This window comes from Cupriavidus sp. BIS7, from assembly GCF_000292345.1.
In the GTDB taxonomy this organism is placed as follows: Bacteria; Pseudomonadota; Gammaproteobacteria; order Burkholderiales; family Burkholderiaceae; genus Cupriavidus.
This window is the reverse complement of the sequence record NZ_ALOU01000058.1, coordinates 47,634-71,589: the sequence shown is the minus strand read 5'-3', so window position 1 is coordinate 71,589 and position 23,956 is coordinate 47,634. Positions and strand designations below refer to the sequence as shown.

The following is a 23,956-nucleotide window of genomic DNA, read 5'->3' as shown; positions in this document are numbered from 1 at the left end:
TCGCCCATTTTCATTGCTTCAGGCCGGCGGATCAGAACTGATCGGCGTTCAGCGCATTGACCGGCGCCCCACCTTCAACGATCGCTGCGCGCAGCGACGAAGCCTGCGACAGGATGTGCTGGCCGAAGAAATGCGCGGTAGCGACCTTGGCGTCGTAGAACGCCGGGTCTTCCGCACGCTTGGCATCGGCAGCCAGCATTGAACGGCCGAGCTGCCAGCCCGAGAACACGATGCCGCACAGCTTCAGGTACGGCACGCTGCCGGCGAACACGGCATTCGGATCGGCCTTGGTGTTGTCGACGACAAACTTAACCACGGCTTCCAGCGCTTCGCGGCCCTGCTTCAACTGAGCCTGGACCGCCGTGAACGCGGCGCCGCCATGCTTGCCAAGCGCAGCTTCCGTTTCGGCGATCTGCGCGCAGATTGCACGTGCCACGGCGCCGCCATCGCGCACGGTCTTGCGGCCGACGAGGTCGTTCGCCTGGATGGCGGTCGTGCCTTCGTAGATCGGCAGGATGCGCGCGTCACGGTAGTGCTGCGCGGCGCCGGTTTCCTCGATAAAGCCCATGCCGCCGTGCACCTGCACGCCCAGGCTGGTCACGTCGATCGACAGCTCGGTGCTCCAGCCCTTCACCACCGGCACCAGGAATTCGTACAGCGCCATGTTCTGGCGGCGCACGGCTTCGTCCGGGTGCTGGTGCGCGATGTCGCTGGCGGCAGCGGCCACATAGGCCACCGAGCGTGCGCCTTCGATCAGCGAGCGCATCGTCATCAGCATGCGCTTGACGTCCGGATGGTGGATGATCGTCACGGCTTCGCGCGCCGAACCATCTACCGGGCGGCTCTGCACACGGTCCTTTGCGTAGGCCACGGCCTGCTGGTAAGCGCGCTCGGACACGGCGATGCCCTGCATGCCCACCGAGAAGCGGGCCGAGTTCATCATGATGAACATGTACTCGAGGCCGCGATTTTCCTCGCCAACCAGCGTGCCAATGGCGCCGCCGTGATCGCCGAACTGCAGCACCGCGGTCGGGCTGGCCTTGATGCCGAGCTTGTGCTCGATCGACACGCAGTGCACGTCGTTGCGGTCGCCGAGCGATCCGTCAGCGTTGACCAGGAACTTCGGCACGATGAACAGCGAGATGCCCTTCACGCCTTCCGGTGCGTTGGGGGTACGCGCCAGCACGAGGTGGACAATGTTGTCCGCCATGTCGTGTTCGCCGTACGTGATGAAGATCTTGGTGCCGAACACCTTGTACGTGCCGTCGCCCTGCGGCTCGGCGCGCGTGCGCACCGCAGCCAGATCCGAACCGGCCTGCGGCTCGGTCAGGTTCATCGTGCCAGTCCACTCGCCCGAGATCAGCTTGGGCAGGAAGGTTTCCTTCTGCTCGTCGGTGCCGGCGGTGAGCAGCGCTTCGATCGCGCCGTCGGTCAGCAGCGGGCACAGTGCGAACGACAGGTTCGCCGAGTTCAGCATCTCGTTGCAGGCTGCCGAAATCACCTTGGGCAGGCCTTGGCCGCCGAAATCTACCGGGTGCAGCACGCCCTGCCAGCCGCCTTCGCCAAACTGGCGGAATGCATCGCGGAAGCCAGGCGTCGTGGTGACCACGCCGTCCTTCCAGGCGCTCGGGTTCAGGTCGCCGTCGCGGTTCAGCGGCGCCACAACCTGTTCGTTGAATTTTGCGGCCTCTTCCAGCACGGCTTGTGCCGTATCCGGCGTGGCTTCCTCGTAGCCAGGCAACTGGCTGATGCTCTCCATGCCGGCCAGTTCGTTCATGACGAACTGCATGTCCTTGAGCGGTGCGCGATAAGTCATAGCTTGTCTCCTACATCCGTGAAAAAGCCGCTCCGGGCTGTACCCGGAACGGCTTCATTCTTCTGGTTCGACCGGCCGGCTCAGCCGCCGGTCAGGTACCGATCAGCCCAGCGCAGCAACCAGTTCCGGCACCACGGTGTTCAGGTCGCCAACCAGGCCGTAGTCCGCCACCGAGAAGATCGGGGCTTCCGCGTCCTTGTTGATCGCGACGATCACCTTGGAGTCCTTCATACCGGCCAGATGCTGGATCGCGCCCGAGATACCGACCGCAATGTAAAGCTGCGGCGCGACGATCTTGCCGGTCTGGCCCACCTGGTAGTCGTTCGGCACGAAGCCGGCGTCCACGGCGGCACGCGATGCGCCCAGCGCGGCGCCGAGCTTGTCGGCCAGCGGAGTCAGCACCTTAGTGTAGTTCTCGCCCGAGCCCACGCCACGGCCACCCGACACGATGATCTTGGCGGCGGTCAGTTCCGGACGGTCGCTCTTGGTCACTTCACGCGACACGAACTGCGAGATGCCCGCGTCGGCCACGGCCGGGATCGTGTCCACGGAAGCCGAGCCACCCTCAGCAGCGGCAGCGTCAAAGCCGGTACCGCGCACGGTGATGACCTTGATCTTGTCCGACGACTTCACGATGGCGATGGCGTTGCCAGCGTAGATCGGGCGCTCGAACGTATCGGGCGAATCGACCTTGGTGATATCCGACAGTTGGGCCACGTCCAGCTTGGCGGCAACGCGCGGCAGGATGTTCTTGCCGGAGGCGGTAGCCGGAGCCAGGATGTGCGAGTAGTCGCTGGCGATGGCCAGGATCTGCTCGCCGACGTTTTCGGCCAGGCCGTCACCGAAGTAGGGTGCGTCGGCCAGCAGGACCTTCGAAACGCCGGCGATCTTCGCGGCGGCATCGGCGGCGGCCTTGGCGTTCGAGCCGGCCACCAGCACGTGGACATCACCGCCGCATTGGGCGGCTGCCGTCACGGCGTTCAGCGTGGCGGCCTTGATCGATTGATTGTCGTGTTCAGCAATGACGAGTGCAGTCATGTTCTATCTCCCCCGCGCTCAGATAACCTTGGCTTCCGTCTTCAGCTTTTGCACCAGCGTGGCCACATCCGGGACCATCACGCCAGCACTGCGCTTCGCGGGCTCGACGACCTTGACGGTCGACAGGCGCGGCTTCACGTCAACGCCGAGATCTTCCGGCTTGACGGTATCCAGCGGCTTCTTCTTGGCCTTCATGATGTTCGGCAGCGTCACGTAGCGCGGCTCGTTCAGGCGCAGGTCGGTGGTCACCACGGCCGGCAGCTTGACCGACACGGTTTCCAGACCGCCATCGACTTCACGGGTCACCGATGCGCGGCCATCGGCCACCACCACCTTCGAGGCGAACGTAGCTTGCGGCAGGCCGGCCAGCGCGGCCACCATCTGGCCGGTCTGGTTCGAGTCATCGTCGATCGCCTGCTTGCCCAGGATCACCAGGCTCGGCTGCTCCTTGTCGATCAGGGCCTTCAGCAGCTTGGCCACGGCCAGCGGCTGCAGGTCTTCGGCGGATTCCACCAGGATGCCGCGGTCGGCGCCGATGGCCATCGCGGTACGCAGGGTTTCCTGGCACTGGGCCACACCGCACGACACGGCAACGACCTCGGTGACGACGCCGGCTTCCTTCAGACGAACGGCCTCTTCCACGGCGATTTCGTCGAACGGGTTCATGCTCATTTTCACGTTGGCCAGGTCGACGCCCGTGCCATCCGACTTCACGCGGACTTTGACGTTGTAGTCCACCACCCGCTTGACTGCGACGAGTACTTTCATGCGCTCACTCCACTGATAGCTGATAGTCCAAAGTTTTGATTCGCTCGCCATTATAACCACCGGGTTGGCGACGGTACTGATTTTCGAACGATCGTACTATTTTATAGACAAAGAATTGCCGGGCATAGCCGGCAATCCAAAAATTTTGCAGCGATTGTGCCGCAGGATGCCCTGCGCGCACAGGGTTTTTTACGAAAGTCCCGAAAAGATCACCAGGCGGTGATCACGGAATCCTTGAACGTGGCCTGGATGTACTGCTTGATCTCCGGCGAGTGGTAAGCCTTCACGAGCTTGGCCACCCACGGCTTGTTCTTGTCGGCCTCGCGGATTGCGATCAGGTTGGCGTACGGACCCTTCGGACCTTCCATGGCGATCGCGTCACGCGTGGGCGACAGGCCGGCCGACTCCGCGTAGTTGCCGTTGATCGCGGCGGCGTCCAGGTCGTCGAGCGAGCGCGGCAGTTGGGCGGCGTCGAGTTCCACGATCTTGATCTTCTTCGGATTCTCGACGATGTCGAGCGGCGTCGCCTTCAGGCCGGCGTCCGGACGCAGCTTGATCAGGCCCTTGCTCTGCAGCAGCAGCAGGCCGCGGCCGCCGTTGGTCGGATCGTTTGGCACGCCAACGCGGGCGCCCTGCTTGATCTGATCGAGCGACTTGATCTTCTTCGAATAGATGCCCATCGGGAACGTCACCGTGAATGCCACGTTCGTGAACTTGTAGCCACGATCCTTGATCTGGGCTTCGAGGTACGGCAGGTGCTGGTAGCTGTTGGCATCCAGGTCACCGGCGGCCAGCGCGGCATTCGGCTGGATGTAGTCGCTGAACTCCACCACCTGGATGTTCAGGCCATCCTTGGCCGCCACCTTCTTCACCTGCTCCATGATCTGCGCGTGCGGGCCGCCCGTCACACCAACCTTGATCGGCTTCTCCTGCGCAAATGCGCCAGCCGATACCACCACACCCAGCGCGACGATGGCGCCCTTCAGCACGTTACGACGTTGCATTTTTGTACCCCTTCTTCCCAAGAAATCTATCGGTGGCTGATGCGACGTACGAGCCAGTCTCCAAAGCTCTGCACGGCCTGCACGAAGACAATCAGGATCACCACCACGGCCACCATGATTTCGGTGATGTAGCGCTGGTAGCCATAGCGGATGCCGAGGTCACCCAGGCCGCCGCCGCCAATCGCTCCGGCCATCGCCGAATAGCCAACCAGGCTCACGAACGTAATGGTCAGGCCGGCCACGATGCCCGGCATCGCTTCAGGCAGCAGTACCTTCCAGACGATCTGCCCCGTGGTGGCGCCCATCGACTGCGCAGCTTCCACGAGCCCCTTGTCGACCTCGCGCAGCGCGGATTCCACCAGGCGCGCGATAAATGGAATTGCGGCGATCGTCAGCGGCACGATGGCTGCCGTCGTCCCGATTGAAGATCCGACGATAAAGCGCGTGAACGGAATCACCACCACCAACAGGATGATGAACGGGATCGAACGCACGGCATTCACAACCACGCCGATCGTGCGGTTGAACAGCGGGTGCGACAGCACGCCGCCGCGGTTGGTCAGGTGCAGCAGCACGCCCAGCGGCACGCCGAGCAGCGAACCGACCACGCCGGAGATCGCCACCATCAGCAGCGTTTCGCCGAACGACGACAGGAACAGGTCAAACATTTCAGACCACATGTTCGATCTCCTCCACAACTACGCCCTGCGTCTGCAGGTAATCCATGGCCGCGCGCACGTCGGCCAGGTCGCCCGTGGCCATGATCGCCAGCGAGCCAAACGCCTGGCCCTGGATCTCGTCGATATGGCCATGCAGGATGTTGAAGTCGAGCCCGTGCTGGCGGATTGCCTGGGCCAGCACCGGCCGATCGACGTTCTCGCCCGTGAATGCGAGGCGATAGACGTGATCGCGCCCGTTGCCAAGGCGGCTTTCCACGCGCTTGAGCACGCTCACCGGCAGTTCCTGGGCGATGACGTCGCCGATCATCGCGCGTGTGACTTCATGCTGCGGGCGCAGGAACACGTCGATCACGCGGCCGGTTTCCACCACCTGCCCGGCTTCGAGCACGGCCACGCGGTCACAGACCTGTTTGATCACTTCCATCTGGTGCGTGATCATCACGATGGTCAGCCCCAGTTCCTTGTTGATCTGCTTGAGCAGATCCAGGATGGAACGCGTGGTCTCCGGGTCCAGCGCGGACGTCGCTTCGTCCGACAGCAGCACCTTCGGCTTGCTGGCCAGCGCGCGCGCAATGCCCACGCGCTGCTTCTGCCCACCGCTGATCTGCGCTGGATAGCGGTCACTCAGCTTGGACAGGCCCACCAGTTCGAGCAGAGGCTCCACTGTCGAGGCAATCTCCTGCTTCGACTTGCCGGCCAGTTCCAGCGGCAGCGCCACGTTGTCATAAACCGTGCGAGACGACAGCAGGTTGAAGTGCTGGAAGATCATGCCGATCTCGCGGCGCGCCTCGCGCAGCGCGCCGTTGCCGAGCGCGGTCAGGTCCTGACCGTCGACAATCACGCGGCCGCTGGTAGGCCGATTCAGCAGGTTGATGGCACGCACCAGCGTGCTTTTGCCGGCGCCGCTTCGGCCGATGATGCCGAAGATCTCGCCGGCGGCGATGGAGAGAGACACATCCCGCAGCGCATGGACTTCCCCCGACCCGCCGGGGAACCGCTGCGAGAGTCCTTGCAGTTCAATCATGGAAAGTGAAAAGAAAACGGCAACATCGCGGGGGTCTCCTGCGTTGTTGCCGCACTTTATTTTTGTGAAGCGCACATTTTATGCGATCCGCTTCATACCTCAAACGAGATTTTTTTGATGGCTTTATGCGCTGGCGTCATATAGAAGCGATTTAAAATGCCTCATACGACACATCAAGCTTCCATCAGCACCTTCAGATGGGCGAACACACTTCGCGCCAGGGCGCTGAGGTTGTAGCCGCCTTCCAGGCAGCTCACGATGCGCCCGTTGGCGTGCTTGCGCGCGACGTCGACCAGTTGCCCGGTGATCCAGGCATAGTCCTGTTCGACCAGACCCATCTGTCCGAGGTCGTCCTCCCGGTGCGCGTCGAAGCCTGCGGAAATGAACAACATCTCGGGCTTGAATTCGTTCAGGCGCGGCAGCCAGATCGTTTCCACCACCTCGCGCACGGCCATGCCGTTGGTGTATGCCGGCAGCGGGATGTTCGACATGTTCGTCGACAGATGCTCGGTGCCGCTGTATGGATAGAACGGGTGCTGGAAGAAGCTGCACATCAGCACTTGCGGGTCATCCCGGAAGGCCGCCTCGGTGCCGTTGCCGTGGTGGACGTCGAAATCGACAATTGCCACGCGCGATAGTCCATGCGCCGCCAGCGCGTGCCGCGCGGCAATCGCCACGTTGTTGAAGAAGCAGAACCCCATGGCGCGATCGGGCTCGGCGTGGTGCCCGGGCGGGCGCACGCAGCAGAACGCATTCTCCAGCTCGCCCGCGATGACGGCATCCGTGGCAGCCACTGCAGCGCCAGCCGCATGCGTCGCGGCTGTGAGCGTGTGGGGGTTCATGGAGGTATCGGGATCGATCGGGTGATAGCCACTGGCCGGACTCATCGCCGCCAGACTGGCCACGTAGTCGGGCCGGTGCACGCGTTCGATCTGTGCCTCGGTGGCGGCCGGCGCCTCTCGCCGGTCCAGCAGGCCTTCCATCCCGTGCGAGATCAGGTGGTCCTCGATCGCCTGCAGGCGTTCCGGGCATTCAGGATGGAAATGTCCCATCTCGTGCATCAGGAACGACGGATGCGTGTAGTAGCCCGTTGACATTTTTCGTTCTGGGTCAAGTTTGTCTCCAGACGTTACGTTAGCACATGACGTGCCCGCGTTTCGATGCCTGTCGACTGTCGCGCACAGCGAACCCGAACACGCCCGGGCGGAGCGTAGCGAACATCGCATCCGCTATACTCGGTGCGACTTGCAAAGGACAACATGACCGACCAACAGCGCACCCTGCGCCGCCCGCTGATCGGCGCCGCACTCACCGCTGCCGCATTGGGCCTGTGCGGCATTTCTCCGCAACTTCTGGCCGCAGGCAAACGCCGCGTGAGCGTCCGGGAAGAAGAAATCGAACCGGGCCGCTATCAGAATCACCCGCAAACCCGCGCATTCATCGACGACATGGTGGCCCGCCACGGCTTCCAGCGCGATGTGCTCGAGTCATGGTTCGGCCAGGCAGTCTATTCGGCAACGGTGTCGCGCCTGATCATGCCGCCGACTACACCTGGCAAGAAGAGTTGGCGCGCCTATCGGTCGCGCTTCATCGAGCCGATCCGCATCAACGCGGGCGTACGCTTCTGGCAGCAGAATCGCGACACGCTGCGCCGTGCCGAAGCCGAGTTCGGCGTGCCGGCGTCGGTCATCGTCGGCATCATTGGCGTGGAAACGATCTACGGGCGCGACATGGGCAATTTCCGTGTGCTCGATTCGCTTTCGACGCTGGCCTTCGACTACCCCGACACGCCTAACCGCGAGGCGCGCACCAAACTGTTTCGCGATCAGCTGGCCGACTACCTGATCTGGTGCCGCGATACCAAGACCGACGTGTTTTCGGTGCTTGGGTCCTATGCCGGCGCAATCGGCATTCCGCAATTCATGCCGACGAGCCTGCGCGAGTATGCAATCGACTATGACGGCGACGGGCATATCGACCTGCGCAACAGTGCAACCGACGCCATCGGCAGCGTGGGACGTTTCCTGCAACTGCACGGCTGGGAACAAGGGCGCCCCGTGGTCTGGAACATCGCCAATGACGACGGCAGCCGCGGCGTGGCGGCAGCCGCGGCAGACGGCGAACCGTGGCCGACGCGCACGCTGAACCAGCTCACGCGTGCCGGACTGCGTGTGGATGAGCCGATCGACGTGGCCCGCGAAGGCGAAACCGGCGTGCTGATCGTTGATCTGCCCACGCCAGACCAGCCGACCGAATACATGATCGGCCTGCGCAATTTCTATGTGCTGACGCGCTACAACCGCAGCTTCTTCTACGCGCTGGCCGTGTATCAGCTTGGGGAGGCGGTGAAGGCGGCGATGGGCTGACGAAGATTTTCTCCCCTCTCCCGCAAGTGGGAGAGGGGAGAAAACCAAGAGTGTCGCTCGACTGATCAGGCCGGGAACACGCCCGTCGACAGATAGCGATCGCCTCGGTCGCACACGACGAACACGATCGTCGCGTTCTCGACCTCTTCGGCGATCCTCAGTGCCACGCACAATGCGCCGGCCGCCGAGATTCCGCAGAAGATGCCTTCCTCGCGGGCCATGCGGCGTGCCATATGCTCAGCGTCGGCCTGCGTCACCGGCTCCTGGCGATCGATGAACTTCGGATCGTAGATTTTCGGCAGATATGCTTCCGGCCATTTGCGGATGCCTGGAATGCGCGAGCCCTCCGCCGGTTGCGCGCCAACGATCTGGATCTCCCGGTTCTGCTCCTTCAGGTAGCGCGACACGCCCGTGATCGTACCGGTGGTACCCATCGCCGAAACGAAGTGGGTCACGCGGCCCTCCGTATCCTGCCAGATTTCCGGGCCGGTCGTTTCGTAGTGCGCCAGCGGGTTGTCCGGGTTGGCGAACTGGTCGAGGATCACGCCCTTGCCTTCGCGCTCCATGGCGTCCGCCAGGTCCCGCGCGTATTCCATGCCGCCCTTGACCGGCGTCAGGATGATCTCGGCACCGTATGCCGCCATGCTCTGACGGCGCTCCAGGCTCAGGTCCTCCGGCATGATCAGGACCATGCGATAGCCGCGAATGGCTGCGGCCATGGCCAGCGCGATGCCGGTATTGCCCGAGGTGGCTTCGATCAGCGTATCGCCAGGCTTGATCCGGCCACGTGCCTCGGCATGCCGGATCATCGACAGCGCCGGGCGGTCCTTGACCGAGCCGGCGGGATTGTTGCCTTCCAGTTTGCCCAGAATCACATTACCGCGTGCCTCGATCGCGGCACCGGGAATGCGCTGGAGTCTGACCAGCGGCGTCTTGCCGATGGTGTCTTCAATCGTTTTGTAAGCCATGGGGGTACGGAATGGTCGGTTTTTCGCAGGCCATTGTAATGCACCCTCCTTTCCCGCACCGGCGGCCGGGCCATTCCCGATGGCCCTGCAACCTGGACCCGGCTTGCCCGATCAGTGGGTCAGGCCCTGCTCCTGCTCCCGACCGTTGCCAAGCAGGTGATACAGCAGGATTGCGCCGAACGTGGCGGTGCCGATGCCGCCCAGCGTCATGCCGCCCAGCTTCAGCGTCAGGTCACCGGCCGCCACGGTCAGCGTGGCGCCCACGGTAATCAGGTTGCGCGAACTCGAGAAGTCAACGTGGTTCTGCACCCAGATGCGGCCTGCCGTGGCCGAGATCAGGCCGAACACGACGATGGTCAGGCCACCGATCACCGGCCCCGGGATTGTCAGGATCAGCGCGCCAAACTTCGGCGAAAAGCCGAGCAGGATGGCCACCGCGGCCGCCACCACGAAGATCAGCGTCGAATAGATCCTGGTAACGGCCATCACGCCCATGTTTTCGGCATAAGTGGTCACGCCGGTGCCGCCACCAGCCGCGGAGAGCATCGTCGCCACGCCGTCACCGATGAACGCACGACCGATGTACGGGTCCAGGTTGCGGCCCGTCATGACGCCGATGGCCTTGATATGGCCCAGGTTCTCGGCCACAAGGACGATGGCGACAGGCGCTATCAGCAGCATCGCGTTGGCCTGGAAAACAGGCGCCGTGAACTCGGGCATGCCGAACCAGCTTGCCGCCACCACGCCGGAAAAATCGATGGCCTTGCCCAGTCCCATCAGATTGGTGGCAACGAAGTAGGCCAGGTAACCGGCCAGGCCGCCCAGCAGCACGGGCAGACGCCCCAGCATGCCCGGCGCGCGCACCGCGATCAGGCCTACGGCCAGCACGGTCAGCAGGCCAACCCAGGTATCGAGCGGCGCGCCGCTGACAGCCTTGACCGCCACCGGCGCCAGGTTCAGGCCGATGGCCGCGACGATCGCACCGGTGACCACCGGGGGCATCAGCTTTTCCACCCACGCGTAGCCGACGGCCTGCACGATCAGGCCGATCACCGTATATACCGCACCGGCCGCGATGATGCCGCCGAGCGCCAGCGGAATATTGGGATTGGGACCGCTGCCCGAATAGCCCGTGGCGGCGATGACCACGGCGATGAACGCAAAGCTCGATCCGAGATAGCTCGGCACGCGCCCGCGCACGCACAGGAAGAAAAGCAGCGTGCCGATGCCCGAGAAAAGAATGGCGATATTGGGATGGAAACCCATCAGGATCGGCGCGATGGCGGTTGAGCCGAACATCGCCACCACGTGCTGGACACCGGCCAGCAGCGTTTGCCCGGCCGGCAGGCGCTCGTCAGGGGCGATCACGCCCTCGGTCTTGAGCCGCCACTTCGGCAGGAACCCCGCATCCCCCGCGTTTTCCGGGCCATTCGCCATATTGTTCTCTCCCTTTCAGAGCGGCCCAGCTTGTACCAGGCGCGCCTTTTGGTCTGTCTTGTTCGATGAAATTGTCGTGCGACGCGATGCAACAGCCATCAACCGCCACCGTTGGCAGCGGCGTTGCGCATGATACCCCGCACCCCGGGCCCTGCAAACGACACGTCGTGCCGCAAGCACAACGCATACCAGCCCGGGTCTGTTGACCCGGGATGCGGCGGCAGCCGTCAGCGCGAAGCCGCAGCCTTGGGCGCCGGCTTCGCGTCCTTGCGCGCGGGCGCGGCCTTGCCGAAGGTCAGCCCTGCAGCCTGAAGGTTGGCCACCGATTTGGGGCCAACGCCTGCCACGCGGTCCGCCAGGTCGTTGCCGTCCTTGAACGCCCCGTTTCGGTCGCGTTCCTCGGCTATGCGCCTGGCAGTGGCCGGCCCAATGCCCTTGATGGTGGCCAGCGCCGTTTCATCGGCACTATTCACATCGACGTCTGCATAGGCTGGATTCATGGCAAGCACCGACAACGACAGCCCGGCGGCCACGCCAGCCAGACGCACGGCTCGCATGCAACGACTCAGGGAAATGCCAGAGAAGGAATTGAAGGGAAGATCGAACGTCCTGCGCATCTGAAAGACTCCTGTTCCGTTTGAGTTGACTCCCCGGCACCGGATGGCGACAGGGAACGGTCAGGATAGGAGTCCGAACGGACGTCGGAAACGGCTGGACACGAAGGTTCACAACCCTCGCGCGGATGTGTGTCCAACTGAAATGACTACGTTGCAATCCGCAGCCATTTCACAACAGAGTGAGGTTCAGGCGCTACGTTCCAGCAGCCACTTGCAGTAGCGGCTGACGCCTTCCTGCACCGTCAGGAACGGATCGGTGTAGCCGGCCGCGCGCAGGCGCGACACGTCCGACTGCGTGAAGCACTGGTACTTGCCACGCAGCGCGTCCGGGAACTTGACGTACTCGACCAGCCCTTCCTGGACCATTTCCTCAAGGGACAGCGCCGGCTTGTCTTCCGACTCTCGCAGTGCGTTGACGACCGAGACCGCGATGTCGTTGAACGGCTGCGAACGCCCGGTGCCAAGGTTGAAGATGCCGGACTTCTCCGGGTGGTCGAGGAAAAACAGGTTGACCTTGACCACGTCCTCCACCGAGACGAAGTCGCGGCTCTGCGTCCCCGGGGCATAGCCGTTGTATTCGCCGAACAGCTTGACCGTGCCTTCGGCGCGGAACTGGTTGAAATGGTGGAATGCCACGGACGCCATGCGGCCCTTGTGGAATTCGCGCGGCCCGTACACGTTGAAATAGCGGAAGCCCACGATCTGCGAGTGGGCCGACGGCAGGCGGCGGCGCACGACCTGGTCGAACAGGAACTTGGAGTAGCCGTAGACGTTCAACGGCTTTTCGTACTCGCGGTCCTCGCGGAACAGCGTGGATGCACCATACGTGGCTGCCGAGGACGCGTACAGGAACTGCGCACCCTGCTCCAGGCACGCCTCCATCAGCGCCAGCGTGTAGCGGTAGTTGTTCTCCATCATGTAGCGGCCGTCGGTCTCCATAGTGTCGGAGCAGGCGCCTTCGTGGAACACCGCGCGGACATTGCCGAAGTCGCCGCGTGCAAAGCGGGCAACGAACTCGGTCTTGTCCAGGTAGTCGGAAATCTCGCAGTCGACGAGGTTATTGAACTTCTCGGCGCGCGTCAGGTTGTCGACGGCGACGATATGGGTCTCGCCGCGTTCGTTCAGGCCCTTGACGATGTTGCTGCCGATAAGGCCGGCAGCGCCGGTCACGATGATGGTCATGGCGGATTCAGGCTCGGTGGCGCGCCTCAGGCGGCGCCGAACAATTCGGAATAAGTGACAACGGCAGTACCCAGCTTGCCGACGACGATGCTACCGGCGCGGTTGGCGTGCTGGACGGCCTCCTTGAGCGGCACGCCCGCGCCGAGCATGGTGGCCAGCGTGGCGATAACGGTGTCGCCGGCCCCCGATACATCATAGACTTCGCGCGCCTGCGCCGAGACATGCAGCACCTCGGCCTCGGTATAGAGCGTCATGCCCTCTTCGGAGCGCGTCAGCAGCAGCGCTTCGAGCTGCAGTTCGCGCCGCAGGTTCTGGGCGCGGATCGTCAGGTCGGCCTCGGTCTTCCACGCACCAACGACCGCACGCATTTCCGAGCGGTTCGGTGTGATCAGCGTGGCGCCGCGATAGCGCGAGTAATCGTCGCCCTTCGGGTCGATCAGCACCGCGCGGCCCGCAGCGCGGCCTGCCTCGACCATGCGGCCGACGTGGGTCAGCCCGCCCTTGCCGTAGTCGGACAGCACCAGCACCTGGTAGTCATTGACCAGTGCAGTGAAACGATCCAGTACCGATGCCAGCACTTCGGTGGCCGGCGCGTTCTCGAAGTCGACGCGCAGGAGCTGCTGCTGGTGTGCCACCACGCGCAGCTTGATTGTCGTATTCAGGCTTGCGTCGCGATGCAGATATGGCTCAACGTGGCTGGCATTGAGCAGTGCTTCGAGCGTACGGCCGGGCTCGTCGTCACCGACCACACCGAGCATGCCAACCTTCGCACCCAGCGCGGCGGCATTGCGCGCCACGTTGGCGGCGCCGCCCAGGCGCTCGTCGCTGCGCTTGATGTGCACCACCGGCACGGGTGCCTCGGGAGAAATGCGGTCGACGTCGCCGAACCAGTAGCGGTCCAGCATCATGTCGCCCACCACCAGCACTTGCGATTGCCGGATCTGATCGAGCGAAATCGGGTTCTTGCTCATGAACTTCCCTTTGCGCCCCGGCCGCGCCCAACCGGGACGCGGCCCGTTCGGGCTCTCACGGATACGCGGATTGACAGGTCAGCGCGCCGAGCTGGAACGCCCGATCGCGTGATACTCGATGCCGGCTTCCTCCATGGCATCGGGTTCATACAGATTACGACCGTCAATAATGACAGGCGTTTTGAGCATGCTGCGGATCTGCGAAAAATCCGGGCTGCGGAACACCTTCCACTCGGTCACGATCACCAGCGCATCGGCGCCCTGGAGGACATCCATTTGCGCCTCGCAGAAATGCAAGCGCGCCATGCCGTCGGGGATATCGGCCAGATCGATTTCCAGCACGCGGCGCGCTTCCTCCATGGCCACGGGATCGTGCACGCGCAGCGTCGCACCGCGCGAGATCAGTTCGCGGGCCAGCACGCGCGACGGCGCTTCGCGCATGTCATCCGTGTTCGGCTTGAACGCCAGGCCCCAGAGGCCAAACGTCTTGCCGCCCAGGTCCTCGCCAAAGCGCTTGACGATCTTGTTGCCGAGCACCTGCTTCTGGGAATCGTTGACTTCCTCGACGGCCTCCAGCACGCGCATCGGCTTGCCATGAGCGCTGGCCGTGCGCATCAGCGCCTGCACGTCCTTCGGGAAACACGAGCCGCCGTAGCCCGCGCCGGCATAGAGGAAGCTGTAGCCAATACGCGGGTCGGAACCGATGCCAAGGCGCACGAGTTCGATGTCGGCGCCGACTTCATCGGCCAGGTTGGCCAGCTCGTTCATGAACGAGATACGCGTGGCCAGCATCGAGTTGGCGGCGTACTTCGTGAACTCCGCCGAGCGGACGTCCATGTAGAACGTGCGCTCGTGGTTGCGGTTGAACGGCGAATAGAGCTGACGCATGATCGCCTGCGCGTGGCGGCCCGCGGCGTCGGGCGCACAGCCCAGCACGATGCGGTCCGGACGCATGAAGTCTTCGACAGCGGCGCCTTCCTTGAGGAACTCGGGGTTCGAGACCACCGAAAACTGGAGGTCCTCGAGGCCGCGCGCGGCCAGTTCCTCGCGGATCGCGGCGGCGACGCGATCGCCGGTGCCCACCGGCACGGTCGACTTGTCGACTACGACCTTGAACCCGGTCATATGGCGGCCGATATTGCGCGCGGCAGCCAGCACGTACTTCAGATCGGCAGAGCCGTCTTCGTCAGGCGGGGTGCCCACGGCGATGAACTGCACGTCGGCGTGCTCGACGCTGGCGGCCACGTCGGTGGAGAACGTCAGGCGGCCCGCGGCGCGGTTGCGGTCGATCAGCTCTTTCAGGCCCGGCTCGTAAATCGGCACGCCGCCAGCGTTCAGCAGCGCGATCTTCTTTTCGTCGACATCGAGGCAGAACACGGAATTGCCGAGTTCGGCCAGGCAGGCGCCGGTCACCAGACCGACATAGCCGCTACCGATAATCGTGACTTTCATTGCGGAAGCTCCAGAATGGTAATGATCTTGATCGCCCGGGGCGTTGCGTGATGCGGCTTAGCCCAGCGCTTCGGAGCGGCGCGGCGCATACGTTTCCCAGCGGTTGCAGCCGGGGCATTGCCAGTAGAACAGGCGGGCGCGGAAGCCGCATTCGCGGCACGTATAGCGCGCCAGATTCCGCGTGCGGACCTGCAGCAGATCGCGGATGGCGGCGGTTTCCTGCGCCTGCGCATCGACCACCGCATCGCCGCCGACATCGGCGGTTTCGCCAGACGGATTGCCCGCAGCCTGGTTCTCCTCGGCCTGCGCCTCGAAATACTTGGTCAGGGCCAGCAGCGTCGGCTGGCGTCGCAGCTGTTCGCGCATCAGCGCGGCAGCGGCCACCGGTCCGTTCACTTCCAGTTCGGTACGGTACGCGGTGTCGAGCAGTTCGGCGGCGAGGCTGCCCTTGAGCAGGCCGCGCAGCCATTGCAGCGCCTTGCCCTGCTCGCCCAGCGCACCATATGCCTTGACCACCTTGTCGGCCACGAGCGGCACGTACGCGGCGTCCTGCGTTTCAATCGCAAGCCATTGCCTGAGCGCCCCTTGCATGTCGCCGGCCGCGGCGGCCACGTCGCCCAGCAGAATCGGGGCGCGTACGTTGGCGGAGTTCTCCTGCGTGGCGCGGCGCAGCCACTCGACGGCGTCTTCGGGGCGCTTCTTCTGCAGCGCATCCTGAGCCAGTTCGCAGCAGAACTGGGCGATCTGTACGCGATAGTCCTTCTGCTCAAGCGTCTGCAGCTCACGCGCGGCGTCGATCGCCTTCTGCCATTCCTTTTCGACCTCGTACAGTTCCAGCAGTACGCGCTTGGCCGATGCGGCATAAGGGCCGGACATCAGCCGCCGCAGCGACTCCTCGGCCCGATCGAGCAAGCCGGCACGCAGGAAGTCCTGCCCGAGTTCGTAGAGCGCATGCTCGCGCTCGGGCTCGGGAAGATCTGGACGCGTGGCAAGATTCTGGTGCACGCGGATCGCGCGCTCCGTTTCGCCGCGGCGGCGGAACAGCGCGCCGAGCGCGAAGTGAAGCTCGGTGGTTTCCGGATCAAGGCGTGCGACCTCGACAAAGGCGTCGATGGCCTGGTCCGGCTGTTCATTGAGCAGGAAATTGAGGCCTTTGAAGTACGAGCGCGGCAGGGCGCCCTGCTCGCTGATGAGCTGGCGCAAATCGAAGCGCGCCGCCATCCAGCCAAGGCCAAAGACAAGTGGCAGCGCCAGCAGCCACCAGGTTTCAAACATCATGGGTCAGACTTTCGGACCGACTACGTTATAGGGGACGCCAGGCTTGGCTTCCGGCGGAGGCTCCGCACCCGAGGGCATGGTGCTCCGTGCTTCGCCCAGTGCCCGACGCAACCGCGCGGCCTCCATGCGCTGCCGCATCAACCCCGGTGCAACTGCAGCCAGCGCGGCCAGAATGCCCAGGCCGAACGCCGCCAGCAGGATCAGGATCAGCGGTGCATGCCACACGGCACCAAAAAACAGTTCCAGTGATGCATCGCCAGTGTTGCGCAAGGCCAGCACGAACAACAGGACGAACAGGACAATACGAAGAATCCAGGCGACGAGTTTCATGCGGTCAGAGCCATCGAAATTGGATCGGAATCGTCAGGATATGCGCTTGACGCATCCGGACATCTCCGGCGACGGATTCCCGGCATTGTAGCGGAATCACTTATCACAAACGGTAACCATTGGTCGCATCGCGGCAAATGGAACCGGACCGTCAACCAACGAAAAAGCGCTCCCGGAGGAGCGCTTTCCAACAGACTTGCCAGTAAGGCGAGCGAGCCTACCGGGCCGGTCAGGACCGGACCAGATTGAGCTGACCGTCCTCATGCAGCGCGCCGGCCGAGGCCGAAGGCTGCGAGGCAGGCTGCTGTGCCTGGCCGGGCTTGCCGTGCGGGGCATGACCGTTTCCGTTCATGCCACCGCCCGGCGTAACCGGACGATCAACTCGCTCGCGCAACTCCTTGCCCGCCTTGAAGTGCGGTACCCGTTTCTCGGGCACCAGCACGCGTTCGCCGGACTTGGGGTTGCGGCCCACGCGGGGCGGCCGCTTGTTCAGACCAAAGCTGCCGAAGCCACGGATCTCGATGCGATGGCCATCGGCCAGGGCTTCGGACATCGCGTCGAGAATCGTTTTCACCGAGATGTCCGCATCCCGCAGCAACAACTGCGGAAAGCGGGCAGCCAGTTTTTCGACGAGCTCGGACTTGGTCATGGGCGGTCTCGCAGTGCGGGGCGCTGCTCGATATTACTGGTTGTCCTGGCCGAGCTTGGCCTTCAGCAGTGCGCCGAGGTTGGTCGTGCCAGCCGTGCCGGTGTCAGCCTGGAACTTCTGCATGGCTTCCTGCTGCTCTGCGGAGTCCTTGGCCTTGATCGACAGGTTGATGTTGCGCGACTTGCGGTCGACGTTCACCACCAGGGCGGTGATCTGCTCGCCTTCCTTCAGCACGTTGCGGGCGTCTTCCACGCGGTCTGCGGAGATTTCCGAAGCGCGCAGGTAGCCTTCCACGTCGTCAGCCAGCTGCACCACGGCGCCCTTGGCGTCAACGGCCTTGATCGTGCCATTCACGATCGAGCCCTTGTCGTTGGCCGAGATGAAGTTGTTGAACGGATCGCCCGACAGTTGCTTGATGCCCAGCGAGATGCGTTCCTTGTCGACGTCGATGCCCAGGACGACAGCTTCCACTTCGTCGCCCTTCTTGTACTTGCGCACAGCCTCTTCGCCGGTCTCTTGCCACGACAGGTCGGACAGGTGCACCAGGCCGTCGATGCCGCCAGGCAGACCGATGAACACGCCGAAGTCGGTGATCGACTTGATCTGGCCGGCCAGCTTGTCGCCCTTCTTGTGGTTGCGGCTGAAATCGTCCCACGGATTGGCCTTGCACTGCTTCATGCCCAGGCTGATACGACGCTTGTCTTCGTCGATATCCAGGACCATGACTTCCACTTCGTCGCCCAGCTGGACAACCTTCGACGGAGCCACGTTCTTGTTGGTCCAGTCCATTTCGGACACGTGCACCAGACCTTCGATACCGGCTTCGATCTCGACGAACGCGCCGTAGTCGGTCAGGTTGGTCACCTTGCCGAACAGGCGGGTGCCTTGCGGGTAGCGGCGCGAGATGCCCACCCACGGATCTTCGCCCAGTTGCTTCACGCCCAGCGAGACGCGGTTCTTTTCCTGGTCGAACTTGAGGATCTTGGCGGTGATTTCCTGGCCAACCGACAGCACTTCGCTCGGGTGACGCACACGACGCCATGCCAGGTCGGTGATGTGCAGCAGGCCGTCGATGCCACCGAGGTCCACGAACGCGCCGTAGTCGGTGATGTTCTTGACGATACCGTTGACGATCGCGCCTTCCTTCAGCGTTTCCATCAGCTTCTGACGCTCTTCGCCCAGCGTGGCTTCCACCACGGCGCGACGCGACAGCACGACGTTGTTACGCTTGCGGTCGAGCTTGATGACCTTGAATTCGAGGGTCTTGCCTTCGTACGGCGTGGTGTCCTTGATCGGACGCACGTCGACGAGCGAACCGGGCAGGAAGGCACGGATGCCGTTGACCATCACGGTCAGGCCGCCCTTGACCTTGCCGGTCACGGTACCCGAGATGATTTCGCCGTCTTCCAGCGCCTTCTCGAGGTTCAGCCACGATGCCAGGCGCTTGGCCTTGTCGCGGGAAAGGATGGTGTCGCCATAGCCGTTCTCGAGTGCGTCGATGGCCACGGAGACGTAGTCGCCGGCCTGCACTTCGAGTTCGCCCTGGTCGTTCAGGAACTCCTCCACCGGCACAAATGCCTCGGACTTGAGGCCGGCATTGACGACCACGAAATTGTGGTCGATGCGCACGACTTCAGCGGAGATCACTTCGCCAGCCTTCATATTGGAGCGGGCGATCGATTCCTCGAACAGTGCGGCAAAGGATTCGTTGGTTTGCAGGTCGGACATAAACGTAAATTAGCAATCCGCAGTACGCTGGCCGGGCACGCCTGTCGCGCTCAGTCTGCCAGTGCAGCGGGGTCAAGTTGAACAACCGGTACCGGACGGGTTGGGTTCCGGTACTGGCCCAGATCGGTGCCTCGTGGTTTTAATCACCGCACTGCGGCGAACCACTCCAGCACCTGCGCCACGGCCTCATCCACCGTCATTTCGGAGGTATCGAGCCGTTGCGCGTCTTCCGCGGGACGCAGTGGTGCGGCGGCACGGGTGCGATCCCGCGCGTCGCGCGCCTCAAGGTCACGCAAAAGGTCTTCGATATTAGCAGAAATTCCCTTATCAATCAATTGTTTATAGCGCCTCCGGGCGCGCGCCTCGACACTCGCGGTCAGAAACACCTTCAGGCGGGCATCGGGAAAGATCACCGTACCCATGTCGCGGCCGTCGGCCACCAAGCCCGGCAGCTTGCGAAAGCCGCGCTGAAGTGCCGTAAGCGCATCGCGCACCGACTGATGCACGGCAATGGCCGAGGCGCGGTTGCCGATCGCCTCCTGGCGGATCGCCTGACTGACTTCCTCCCCGGACAGCCAGACCCGGTCCGGGCCGAACTTCACATCTAGGCGTGCGGCCATCTTTGCAAGGGTGTCGACGTCCTGCAAGTCGACATTGGCACGGTCGCTGGCCAAGGCCACGAGGCGATACAGCGCGCCGCTGTCGAGCAGGTGAAAACCAAGGGCATCCGCCACCTTGTGCGCAACGGTGCCTTTGCCGGACGCGGTTGGTCCGTCTATTGTAATGACGTCAACGATAGTCATTGATTATTGCTTACTTAAATACTATTGATTTGGCGCGTCAATTGATAATGATTATCATCAGCTCCATGGTTGCGCGGTCGTCGGTCTTTTCCCTCTCCCGACCCCCACAAAAGCGGCCGCGCAACCTACCTGAATTCTCAAACGCGAGGCAATCTACCATGGCCAAAACCCTGACCTTCGGCATCATGCACCTGGGCATCGCTTTCAGCGTGACCTATGCGCTGACCGGCAGCCTGGCCATCAGTGGCGCAATTACGTTTATCGAACCTGCCGTGAACACGGTGGCCCACTACTTTTTCGACAAGTTCTGGGAACACCGCGAACGCCAGGCCAAAGCGCGCGCGTTAGCGCCCGAAGCAACAGCGGCGGCCCGATACGCCGCCACCTGACTTCCCGCCGCTCACGCAGAGTAATCACTTACCGCACGATTACCGCGCCACTCCGGCAAACACCGAGAAATACTCGGGGAACGTCTTTGCCACGCAACCCGGATCATTGATCCTCACCGGCAACGGGCCGAATGCGGCCAACGAGAAACACATTGCCATCCGATGGTCATCATAGGTGCCAATGCCGTCGGCGGGGGTCTGCCATGCCGACACCGACGCTGGCGGCGTCACTTTCAGGTAGTCCGCCCCCTCTTCGACATCCGCGCCGAGCTTGCGAAGCTCGGTCGCCATGGCCGTGATGCGGTCAGTTTCCTTGACCCGCCAACTGGCGATGTTGGTCAGCGTGGTCGTGCCTTCCGCAAACAGAGCAGCCACGGCAAGCGTCATTGCGGCGTCGGGAATGTGGTTGCAGTCGAGTTCGATGCCATTCAGACGGCCGTCGTCGCGCTCGGTGCCGCGCACCTCGATCCAGTTGTCGCCGGCCATCACGTTGGCGCCCATCCGGTTCAGCGCCTCCGCAAAGCGGACATCGCCCTGGATGCTCGCCATGCCTACGCCTTCCACCCGCACCGGGCCGCCACCGATTGCGCCGGCTGCCAGAAAGTACGATGCACTGGATGCATCGCCTTCGACATAGATCTCGCCCGGCGAGCGGTATTGCGCGCCGGCCGGCAGGATGAAGCGCTCCCAGCCCTGCCGCTCCACCTTGATGCCGAAGCGCGCAAGCAGGTTCAGCGTGATCTCGATATACGGCTTCGAGATCAGTTCGCCGATCACTTCGATCTCGATACGGCCCGAAGGCGCGGAGGCCATGGGGAGCGTCATCAGCAGCGCAGTCAGGAACTGGCTTGACACATCGCCGCGCACACGAATCGGCGCATCGATGCGGATCGTCGCCGGATTGATCTGCAGCGGCGGATAGCCAGGCGTGCCCAGGTAGTCAACCGATGCCCCGACCTGGCGCAGGCCATCGACCAGATCGCCAATGGGCCGTTCGTGCATGCGCGGCACACCGCTCAGCTTGTAGGTGCCGCCCTGCAGCGCCAGCGCCGCCGTCAGCGGACGAATCGCGGTACCGGCATTGCCCATGAACAGGTCTGCCGACTTGTTCGGAAAATTCCCGCCCACGCCGGACACGACGACGCAATCATCCCCCTCACGCCGCCATGCCACGCCGAGCACCTTGAGGGCTTCCAGCATGACGCGGGTATCGTCGGAATCCAGCAGATCGCGCACGCGCGTCTCGCCGGCGGCCAGCGCCGACAGCAACAGCACGCGGTTGGAGATGCTCTTCGAGCCGGGCAGGCGGACCGTGCCGGAAGCACTGGTCAGGGGCCCAAGGGTCAGATGTTCCATGGTTCTCGCAGCATGGCCGCTACGCGCCGCAGCGCGTGGGCGGCTTCAGGGTTCGACGTTGTTGGCGGCCGCGCGCGCGGCGCCCCACTTCTGACGCGTGTCACTGGCGCGCGTGAACAACCGTTCCAGCGCCGCACCATCACCGGCCTTGATCTGTGCCTTCAGGTGGGCGAGTACAGCTTCATAGGTGCTGATCTCACCCAGCAGGGCATCCTTGTTGGCGATGCAGATATCGCGCCACATTTCGGGCGATGACGCCGCGATGCGCGTGAAATCGCGGAATCCACCGCCCGCGAAATCCAGCTTCAGCGCCGCGTCTTCGGCATTGGCAACCTGGGCCACCAGCGCATACGACAGCACGTGAGGCAGGTGACTGACAGAGGCAAATACCGCGTCATGCTGCACGGCAGACATCACGTGGCAATCGGCACCGGCGGCCTCCCACATGGCACGTACCGCCGCCACATCGGCTCGCGCGTTTTCCTGCAGCGGGCACAGCACCACCTTCTTGCCGACATAGAGATCGCCGAGCGCCGCTTCCACGCCATTCAGCTCACGGCCAGCGATAGGATGCGCCGGCACGAACTGGGCTACCTTGTCGCCGAGCGCGGTTTTCGCGGCCATGATGACATCGGACTTGGTGCTGCCGGCGTCGGTCACGATCGTGCCCGGCTGCAGGTGCGGCTCCAGCGCATGCAGCAGTGCGAAGTTCTGCGCGACGGGCGCGCACAGCACCACCAGGCTTGCACCACGCAGGGCATCCTCGAGCGAGGCTGCCTCGTCGATGACGCCAAGCGCCCTGGCCTTCTCCAGCGAGGCCGCCGAGCGGCCTACGCCCACCACCGTCCCCACCACGCCTGCGCGCTTGAGCGACAACGCCAGCGATCCGCCAATCAGGCCGACGCCAACAATCACGACTTTTGAAAAATGCAATGCGCTCACGGTTTCAGACATGCTTGAGGTTCACTTCAGGGCCTGTTCGAGCGCCACGACAAACGCGTCGTTCTCTTCCGGCAGGCCGATCGTCACGCGGAGCCACTGCGGCAAACCGTAGTTGGCCACGGGACGCACGATCACGCCCTGCTCGAGCAGCGCCAGGTTGACGCGTGCGCCGGCACCATCGTCGTTACCGACGCGGACCATGACGAAGTTGCCCGACGACTTGACGTATTCCAGCCCCAGACGCTCGAACGCCGTCACAAGCTGCGCCTTGCCCTGACGATTCAGTTCGGCGCTGCGCTGCAGGAAGCCGGCATCGTCGAGCGCCGCTACCGCAGCCGCCTGCGCAAGGCTGTTGACATTGAACGGCTGGCGCACGCGGTTCAGCAGGTCGGTAAGCGGGGGCTGCGCCACGCCATAGCCAACGCGCAAGCCCGCCAGCCCATACGCCTTCGAGAACGTGCGCGACACCATCAGGTTCGGATACTTGCGCACCCAGGCGATCGACTCGTACTGCTGGTCGGCATCGAGATATTCGTTGTAGGCCTCGTCAAGGACCACCACCACATGGGACGGCACCTTGGCCAGGAATGCCTCGATCTCTGCGGCGGACACGAACGTACCGGTCGGGTTGTTCGGGTTGGCGATGAATACAAGCTTGGTGTCGGGAGCGATCGCCGCGGCCATCGCTTCCAGATCATGGCCGTAATTGCGCGCCTTCACCTCGATCGCGCGTGCGCCCACTTCCTGCGTGGCGAGTGCGTAGACCGCAAACGAGTACTCGGCGTAGACAATCGACTCGCCATTGCGCACCAGCGCATGCGCGGCCAGCTCGAGGATGTCGTTGCTCCCGTTGCCAAGCGTCAGCCATTCGGCGGGTACGTCAAACTTTTCCGACAGCTTTGCCTTCAGTTCGAAGCCATTGCTGTCCGGATAGCGGCCCAGTTCCTCCATCGCGGCGGCAATGGCCGCCTTCGCCGATGCCGGCATGCCGAGCGGATTCTCGTTCGACGCCAGCTTGACGATGCGCGATTCATCGAGGCCGAACTCGCGCGCAACCTCGGAAATCGGCTTGCCTGCGATATACGGCGAAATCTTGCGCACGTAGGACGGACCAAAAAAGTCAGCCGCGTTGCCCTGCTCTGCCATGTTTGTCTCCTC

At 63.5% G+C, this 23,956-nt stretch carries 23 protein-coding genes; 2 read left to right on the top strand and 21 right to left on the bottom strand.

Going from position 1 to position 23,956, the window contains the following annotated elements; all coding sequences use genetic code 11:
* Window positions 1–31: 31 nt before the first annotated feature.
* The 7 genes from B552_RS0119505 to B552_RS0119475 form a co-directional block, all read right to left on the bottom strand.
* Entirely contained in the window at window positions 32–1,816 is a 1,785-nt protein-coding gene (locus B552_RS0119505; RefSeq protein ID WP_019450735.1) for an acyl-CoA dehydrogenase, read from the bottom strand.
* A gap of 102 nt (window positions 1,817–1,918) precedes the next feature.
* On the bottom strand, window positions 1,919–2,854 hold the full coding sequence (locus B552_RS0119500) for an FAD-binding protein (protein ID WP_019450734.1): 936 nt from the start codon (window positions 2,852–2,854) through the stop codon (window positions 1,919–1,921).
* Window positions 2,855–2,872: 18 nt separating this feature from the next.
* Entirely contained in the window at window positions 2,873–3,622 is a 750-nt protein-coding gene (locus B552_RS0119495) for an electron transfer flavoprotein subunit beta/FixA family protein (RefSeq protein WP_019450733.1), read from the bottom strand.
* A gap of 209 nt (window positions 3,623–3,831) precedes the next feature.
* Complete coding sequence (locus B552_RS0119490) at window positions 3,832–4,626, bottom strand: MetQ/NlpA family ABC transporter substrate-binding protein (RefSeq protein WP_019450732.1); 795 nt, start codon at window positions 4,624–4,626, stop codon at window positions 3,832–3,834.
* A gap of 26 nt (window positions 4,627–4,652) precedes the next feature.
* Window positions 4,653–5,306: a methionine ABC transporter permease gene (locus B552_RS0119485; protein WP_019450731.1), complete on the bottom strand. Its 654-nt coding sequence runs from the start codon at window positions 5,304–5,306 to the stop codon at window positions 4,653–4,655.
* A complete protein-coding gene (locus tag B552_RS0119480) occupies window positions 5,296–6,330 on the bottom strand; it encodes a methionine ABC transporter ATP-binding protein (protein ID WP_019450730.1) in 1,035 nt (344 codons plus the stop codon). Before B552_RS0119480 ends, B552_RS0119485 begins: the two co-directional genes overlap by 11 nt.
* A 173-nt stretch (window positions 6,331–6,503) precedes the next feature.
* Complete coding sequence (locus tag B552_RS0119475) at window positions 6,504–7,427, bottom strand: histone deacetylase family protein (RefSeq protein ID WP_019450729.1); 924 nt, start codon at window positions 7,425–7,427, stop codon at window positions 6,504–6,506.
* A 162-nt stretch (window positions 7,428–7,589) separates the two neighbouring features.
* Between B552_RS0119475 and mltB the strand changes: the two genes are divergently transcribed.
* On the top strand, window positions 7,590–8,696 hold the full coding sequence (gene mltB / locus B552_RS0119470) for a lytic murein transglycosylase B (RefSeq protein WP_019450728.1): 1,107 nt from the start codon (window positions 7,590–7,592) through the stop codon (window positions 8,694–8,696).
* 65 nt (window positions 8,697–8,761) lie between these two features.
* Here the strand turns inward: mltB and cysM are convergent, their stop codons facing one another.
* The 11 genes from cysM to cmk form a co-directional block, all read right to left on the bottom strand.
* Window positions 8,762–9,664, bottom strand: coding sequence for a cysteine synthase CysM (cysM, locus tag B552_RS0119465; RefSeq protein WP_019450727.1), 903 nt, complete (start codon window positions 9,662–9,664; stop codon window positions 8,762–8,764).
* A gap of 111 nt (window positions 9,665–9,775) precedes the next feature.
* Window positions 9,776–11,101 (bottom strand): solute carrier family 23 protein, encoded by a 1,326-nt coding sequence (locus B552_RS0119460; protein ID WP_019450726.1) that lies wholly within the window; start codon window positions 11,099–11,101, stop codon window positions 9,776–9,778.
* Between the two features lie 227 nt (window positions 11,102–11,328).
* Entirely contained in the window at window positions 11,329–11,658 is a 330-nt protein-coding gene (locus tag B552_RS0119455) for a helix-hairpin-helix domain-containing protein (RefSeq protein WP_019450725.1), read from the bottom strand.
* A 246-nt stretch (window positions 11,659–11,904) separates the two neighbouring features.
* A complete protein-coding gene (gene rfaD, locus B552_RS0119450; protein WP_019450724.1) occupies window positions 11,905–12,900 on the bottom strand; it encodes an ADP-glyceromanno-heptose 6-epimerase in 996 nt (331 codons plus the stop codon).
* A 26-nt stretch (window positions 12,901–12,926) separates the two neighbouring features.
* Complete coding sequence (rfaE1, locus tag B552_RS27750) at window positions 12,927–13,871, bottom strand: D-glycero-beta-D-manno-heptose-7-phosphate kinase (RefSeq protein WP_019450723.1); 945 nt, start codon at window positions 13,869–13,871, stop codon at window positions 12,927–12,929.
* Between the two features lie 78 nt (window positions 13,872–13,949).
* Window positions 13,950–15,323, bottom strand: a complete 1,374-nt coding sequence (locus tag B552_RS0119440) for a UDP-glucose/GDP-mannose dehydrogenase family protein (RefSeq protein ID WP_019450722.1) — start codon at window positions 15,321–15,323, stop codon at window positions 13,950–13,952.
* A gap of 57 nt (window positions 15,324–15,380) precedes the next feature.
* Complete coding sequence (gene lapB, locus B552_RS0119435; protein ID WP_019450721.1) at window positions 15,381–16,601, bottom strand: lipopolysaccharide assembly protein LapB; 1,221 nt, start codon at window positions 16,599–16,601, stop codon at window positions 15,381–15,383.
* Between the two features lie 3 nt (window positions 16,602–16,604).
* The gene (locus B552_RS0119430; RefSeq protein ID WP_019450720.1) at window positions 16,605–16,931 is read right to left on the bottom strand and encodes a LapA family protein; all 327 of its coding nucleotides are present in this window, start codon (window positions 16,929–16,931) and stop codon (window positions 16,605–16,607) included.
* Between the two features lie 229 nt (window positions 16,932–17,160).
* Window positions 17,161–17,580, bottom strand: a complete 420-nt coding sequence (locus B552_RS0119425) for an integration host factor subunit beta (RefSeq protein ID WP_019450719.1) — start codon at window positions 17,578–17,580, stop codon at window positions 17,161–17,163.
* Between the two features lie 33 nt (window positions 17,581–17,613).
* Window positions 17,614–19,308 carry a 30S ribosomal protein S1 gene (gene rpsA / locus B552_RS0119420; protein WP_019450718.1) on the bottom strand — a complete coding sequence of 565 codons (1,695 nt, stop codon included), beginning with the start codon at window positions 19,306–19,308 and terminating at the stop codon, window positions 17,614–17,616.
* A 143-nt stretch (window positions 19,309–19,451) separates the two neighbouring features.
* On the bottom strand, window positions 19,452–20,111 hold the full coding sequence (gene cmk, locus B552_RS0119415; RefSeq protein ID WP_019450717.1) for a (d)CMP kinase: 660 nt from the start codon (window positions 20,109–20,111) through the stop codon (window positions 19,452–19,454).
* A gap of 158 nt (window positions 20,112–20,269) precedes the next feature.
* On the opposite strand from cmk, the gene B552_RS0119410 reads away from it, so the two are divergent.
* The gene (locus tag B552_RS0119410) at window positions 20,270–20,500 is read left to right on the top strand and encodes a DUF2061 domain-containing protein (protein WP_019450716.1); all 231 of its coding nucleotides are present in this window, start codon (window positions 20,270–20,272) and stop codon (window positions 20,498–20,500) included.
* Window positions 20,501–20,539: 39 nt separating this feature from the next.
* Here B552_RS0119410 and aroA read toward each other — a convergent pair whose 3' ends face one another.
* From aroA to hisC, 3 genes are read right to left on the bottom strand one after another with little or no spacing between them, the layout of a single operon-like run.
* Window positions 20,540–21,856 carry a 3-phosphoshikimate 1-carboxyvinyltransferase gene (aroA, locus tag B552_RS0119405; protein WP_019450715.1) on the bottom strand — a complete coding sequence of 439 codons (1,317 nt, stop codon included), beginning with the start codon at window positions 21,854–21,856 and terminating at the stop codon, window positions 20,540–20,542.
* A 45-nt stretch (window positions 21,857–21,901) separates the two neighbouring features.
* The gene (locus B552_RS0119400) at window positions 21,902–22,810 is read right to left on the bottom strand and encodes a prephenate dehydrogenase/arogenate dehydrogenase family protein (protein ID WP_019450714.1); all 909 of its coding nucleotides are present in this window, start codon (window positions 22,808–22,810) and stop codon (window positions 21,902–21,904) included.
* A gap of 9 nt (window positions 22,811–22,819) precedes the next feature.
* Window positions 22,820–23,944, bottom strand: coding sequence for a histidinol-phosphate transaminase (gene hisC, locus B552_RS0119395; protein ID WP_019450713.1), 1,125 nt, complete (start codon window positions 23,942–23,944; stop codon window positions 22,820–22,822).
* Between the last annotated feature and the right edge of the window lie 12 nt (window positions 23,945–23,956).

Excerpts from the sequence above, each read along its gene's own strand:
- B552_RS0119505 (WP_019450735.1), bottom strand. The coding sequence starts at position 1,816 with ATGACTTATCGCGCACCGCTCAAGGACATGCAGTTCGTCATGAACGAA.
- B552_RS0119500 (WP_019450734.1), bottom strand. The coding sequence starts at position 2,854 with ATGACTGCACTCGTCATTGCTGAACACGACAATCAATCGATCAAGGCC.
- B552_RS0119495 (WP_019450733.1), bottom strand. The coding sequence starts at position 3,622 with ATGAAAGTACTCGTCGCAGTCAAGCGGGTGGTGGACTACAACGTCAAA.
- B552_RS0119490 (WP_019450732.1), bottom strand. The coding sequence starts at position 4,626 with ATGCAACGTCGTAACGTGCTGAAGGGCGCCATCGTCGCGCTGGGTGTG.
- B552_RS0119485 (WP_019450731.1), bottom strand. The coding sequence starts at position 5,306 with ATGTGGTCTGAAATGTTTGACCTGTTCCTGTCGTCGTTCGGCGAAACG.
- B552_RS0119480 (WP_019450730.1), bottom strand. The coding sequence starts at position 6,330 with ATGATTGAACTGCAAGGACTCTCGCAGCGGTTCCCCGGCGGGTCGGGG.
- B552_RS0119475 (WP_019450729.1), bottom strand. The coding sequence starts at position 7,427 with ATGTCAACGGGCTACTACACGCATCCGTCGTTCCTGATGCACGAGATG.
- mltB (WP_019450728.1), top strand. The coding sequence starts at position 7,590 with ATGACCGACCAACAGCGCACCCTGCGCCGCCCGCTGATCGGCGCCGCA.
- cysM (WP_019450727.1), bottom strand. The coding sequence starts at position 9,664 with ATGGCTTACAAAACGATTGAAGACACCATCGGCAAGACGCCGCTGGTC.
- B552_RS0119460 (WP_019450726.1), bottom strand. The coding sequence starts at position 11,101 with ATGGCGAATGGCCCGGAAAACGCGGGGGATGCGGGGTTCCTGCCGAAG.
- B552_RS0119455 (WP_019450725.1), bottom strand. The coding sequence starts at position 11,658 with ATGCGAGCCGTGCGTCTGGCTGGCGTGGCCGCCGGGCTGTCGTTGTCG.
- rfaD (WP_019450724.1), bottom strand. The coding sequence starts at position 12,900 with ATGACCATCATCGTGACCGGCGCTGCCGGCCTTATCGGCAGCAACATC.
- rfaE1 (WP_019450723.1), bottom strand. The coding sequence starts at position 13,871 with ATGAGCAAGAACCCGATTTCGCTCGATCAGATCCGGCAATCGCAAGTG.
- B552_RS0119440 (WP_019450722.1), bottom strand. The coding sequence starts at position 15,323 with ATGAAAGTCACGATTATCGGTAGCGGCTATGTCGGTCTGGTGACCGGC.
- lapB (WP_019450721.1), bottom strand. The coding sequence starts at position 16,601 with ATGATGTTTGAAACCTGGTGGCTGCTGGCGCTGCCACTTGTCTTTGGC.
- B552_RS0119430 (WP_019450720.1), bottom strand. The coding sequence starts at position 16,931 with ATGAAACTCGTCGCCTGGATTCTTCGTATTGTCCTGTTCGTCCTGTTG.
- B552_RS0119425 (WP_019450719.1), bottom strand. The coding sequence starts at position 17,580 with ATGACCAAGTCCGAGCTCGTCGAAAAACTGGCTGCCCGCTTTCCGCAG.
- rpsA (WP_019450718.1), bottom strand. The coding sequence starts at position 19,308 with ATGTCCGACCTGCAAACCAACGAATCCTTTGCCGCACTGTTCGAGGAA.
- cmk (WP_019450717.1), bottom strand. The coding sequence starts at position 20,111 with ATGACTATCGTTGACGTCATTACAATAGACGGACCAACCGCGTCCGGC.
- B552_RS0119410 (WP_019450716.1), top strand. The coding sequence starts at position 20,270 with ATGGCCAAAACCCTGACCTTCGGCATCATGCACCTGGGCATCGCTTTC.
- aroA (WP_019450715.1), bottom strand. The coding sequence starts at position 21,856 with ATGGAACATCTGACCCTTGGGCCCCTGACCAGTGCTTCCGGCACGGTC.
- B552_RS0119400 (WP_019450714.1), bottom strand. The coding sequence starts at position 22,810 with ATGTCTGAAACCGTGAGCGCATTGCATTTTTCAAAAGTCGTGATTGTT.
- hisC (WP_019450713.1), bottom strand. The coding sequence starts at position 23,944 with ATGGCAGAGCAGGGCAACGCGGCTGACTTTTTTGGTCCGTCCTACGTG.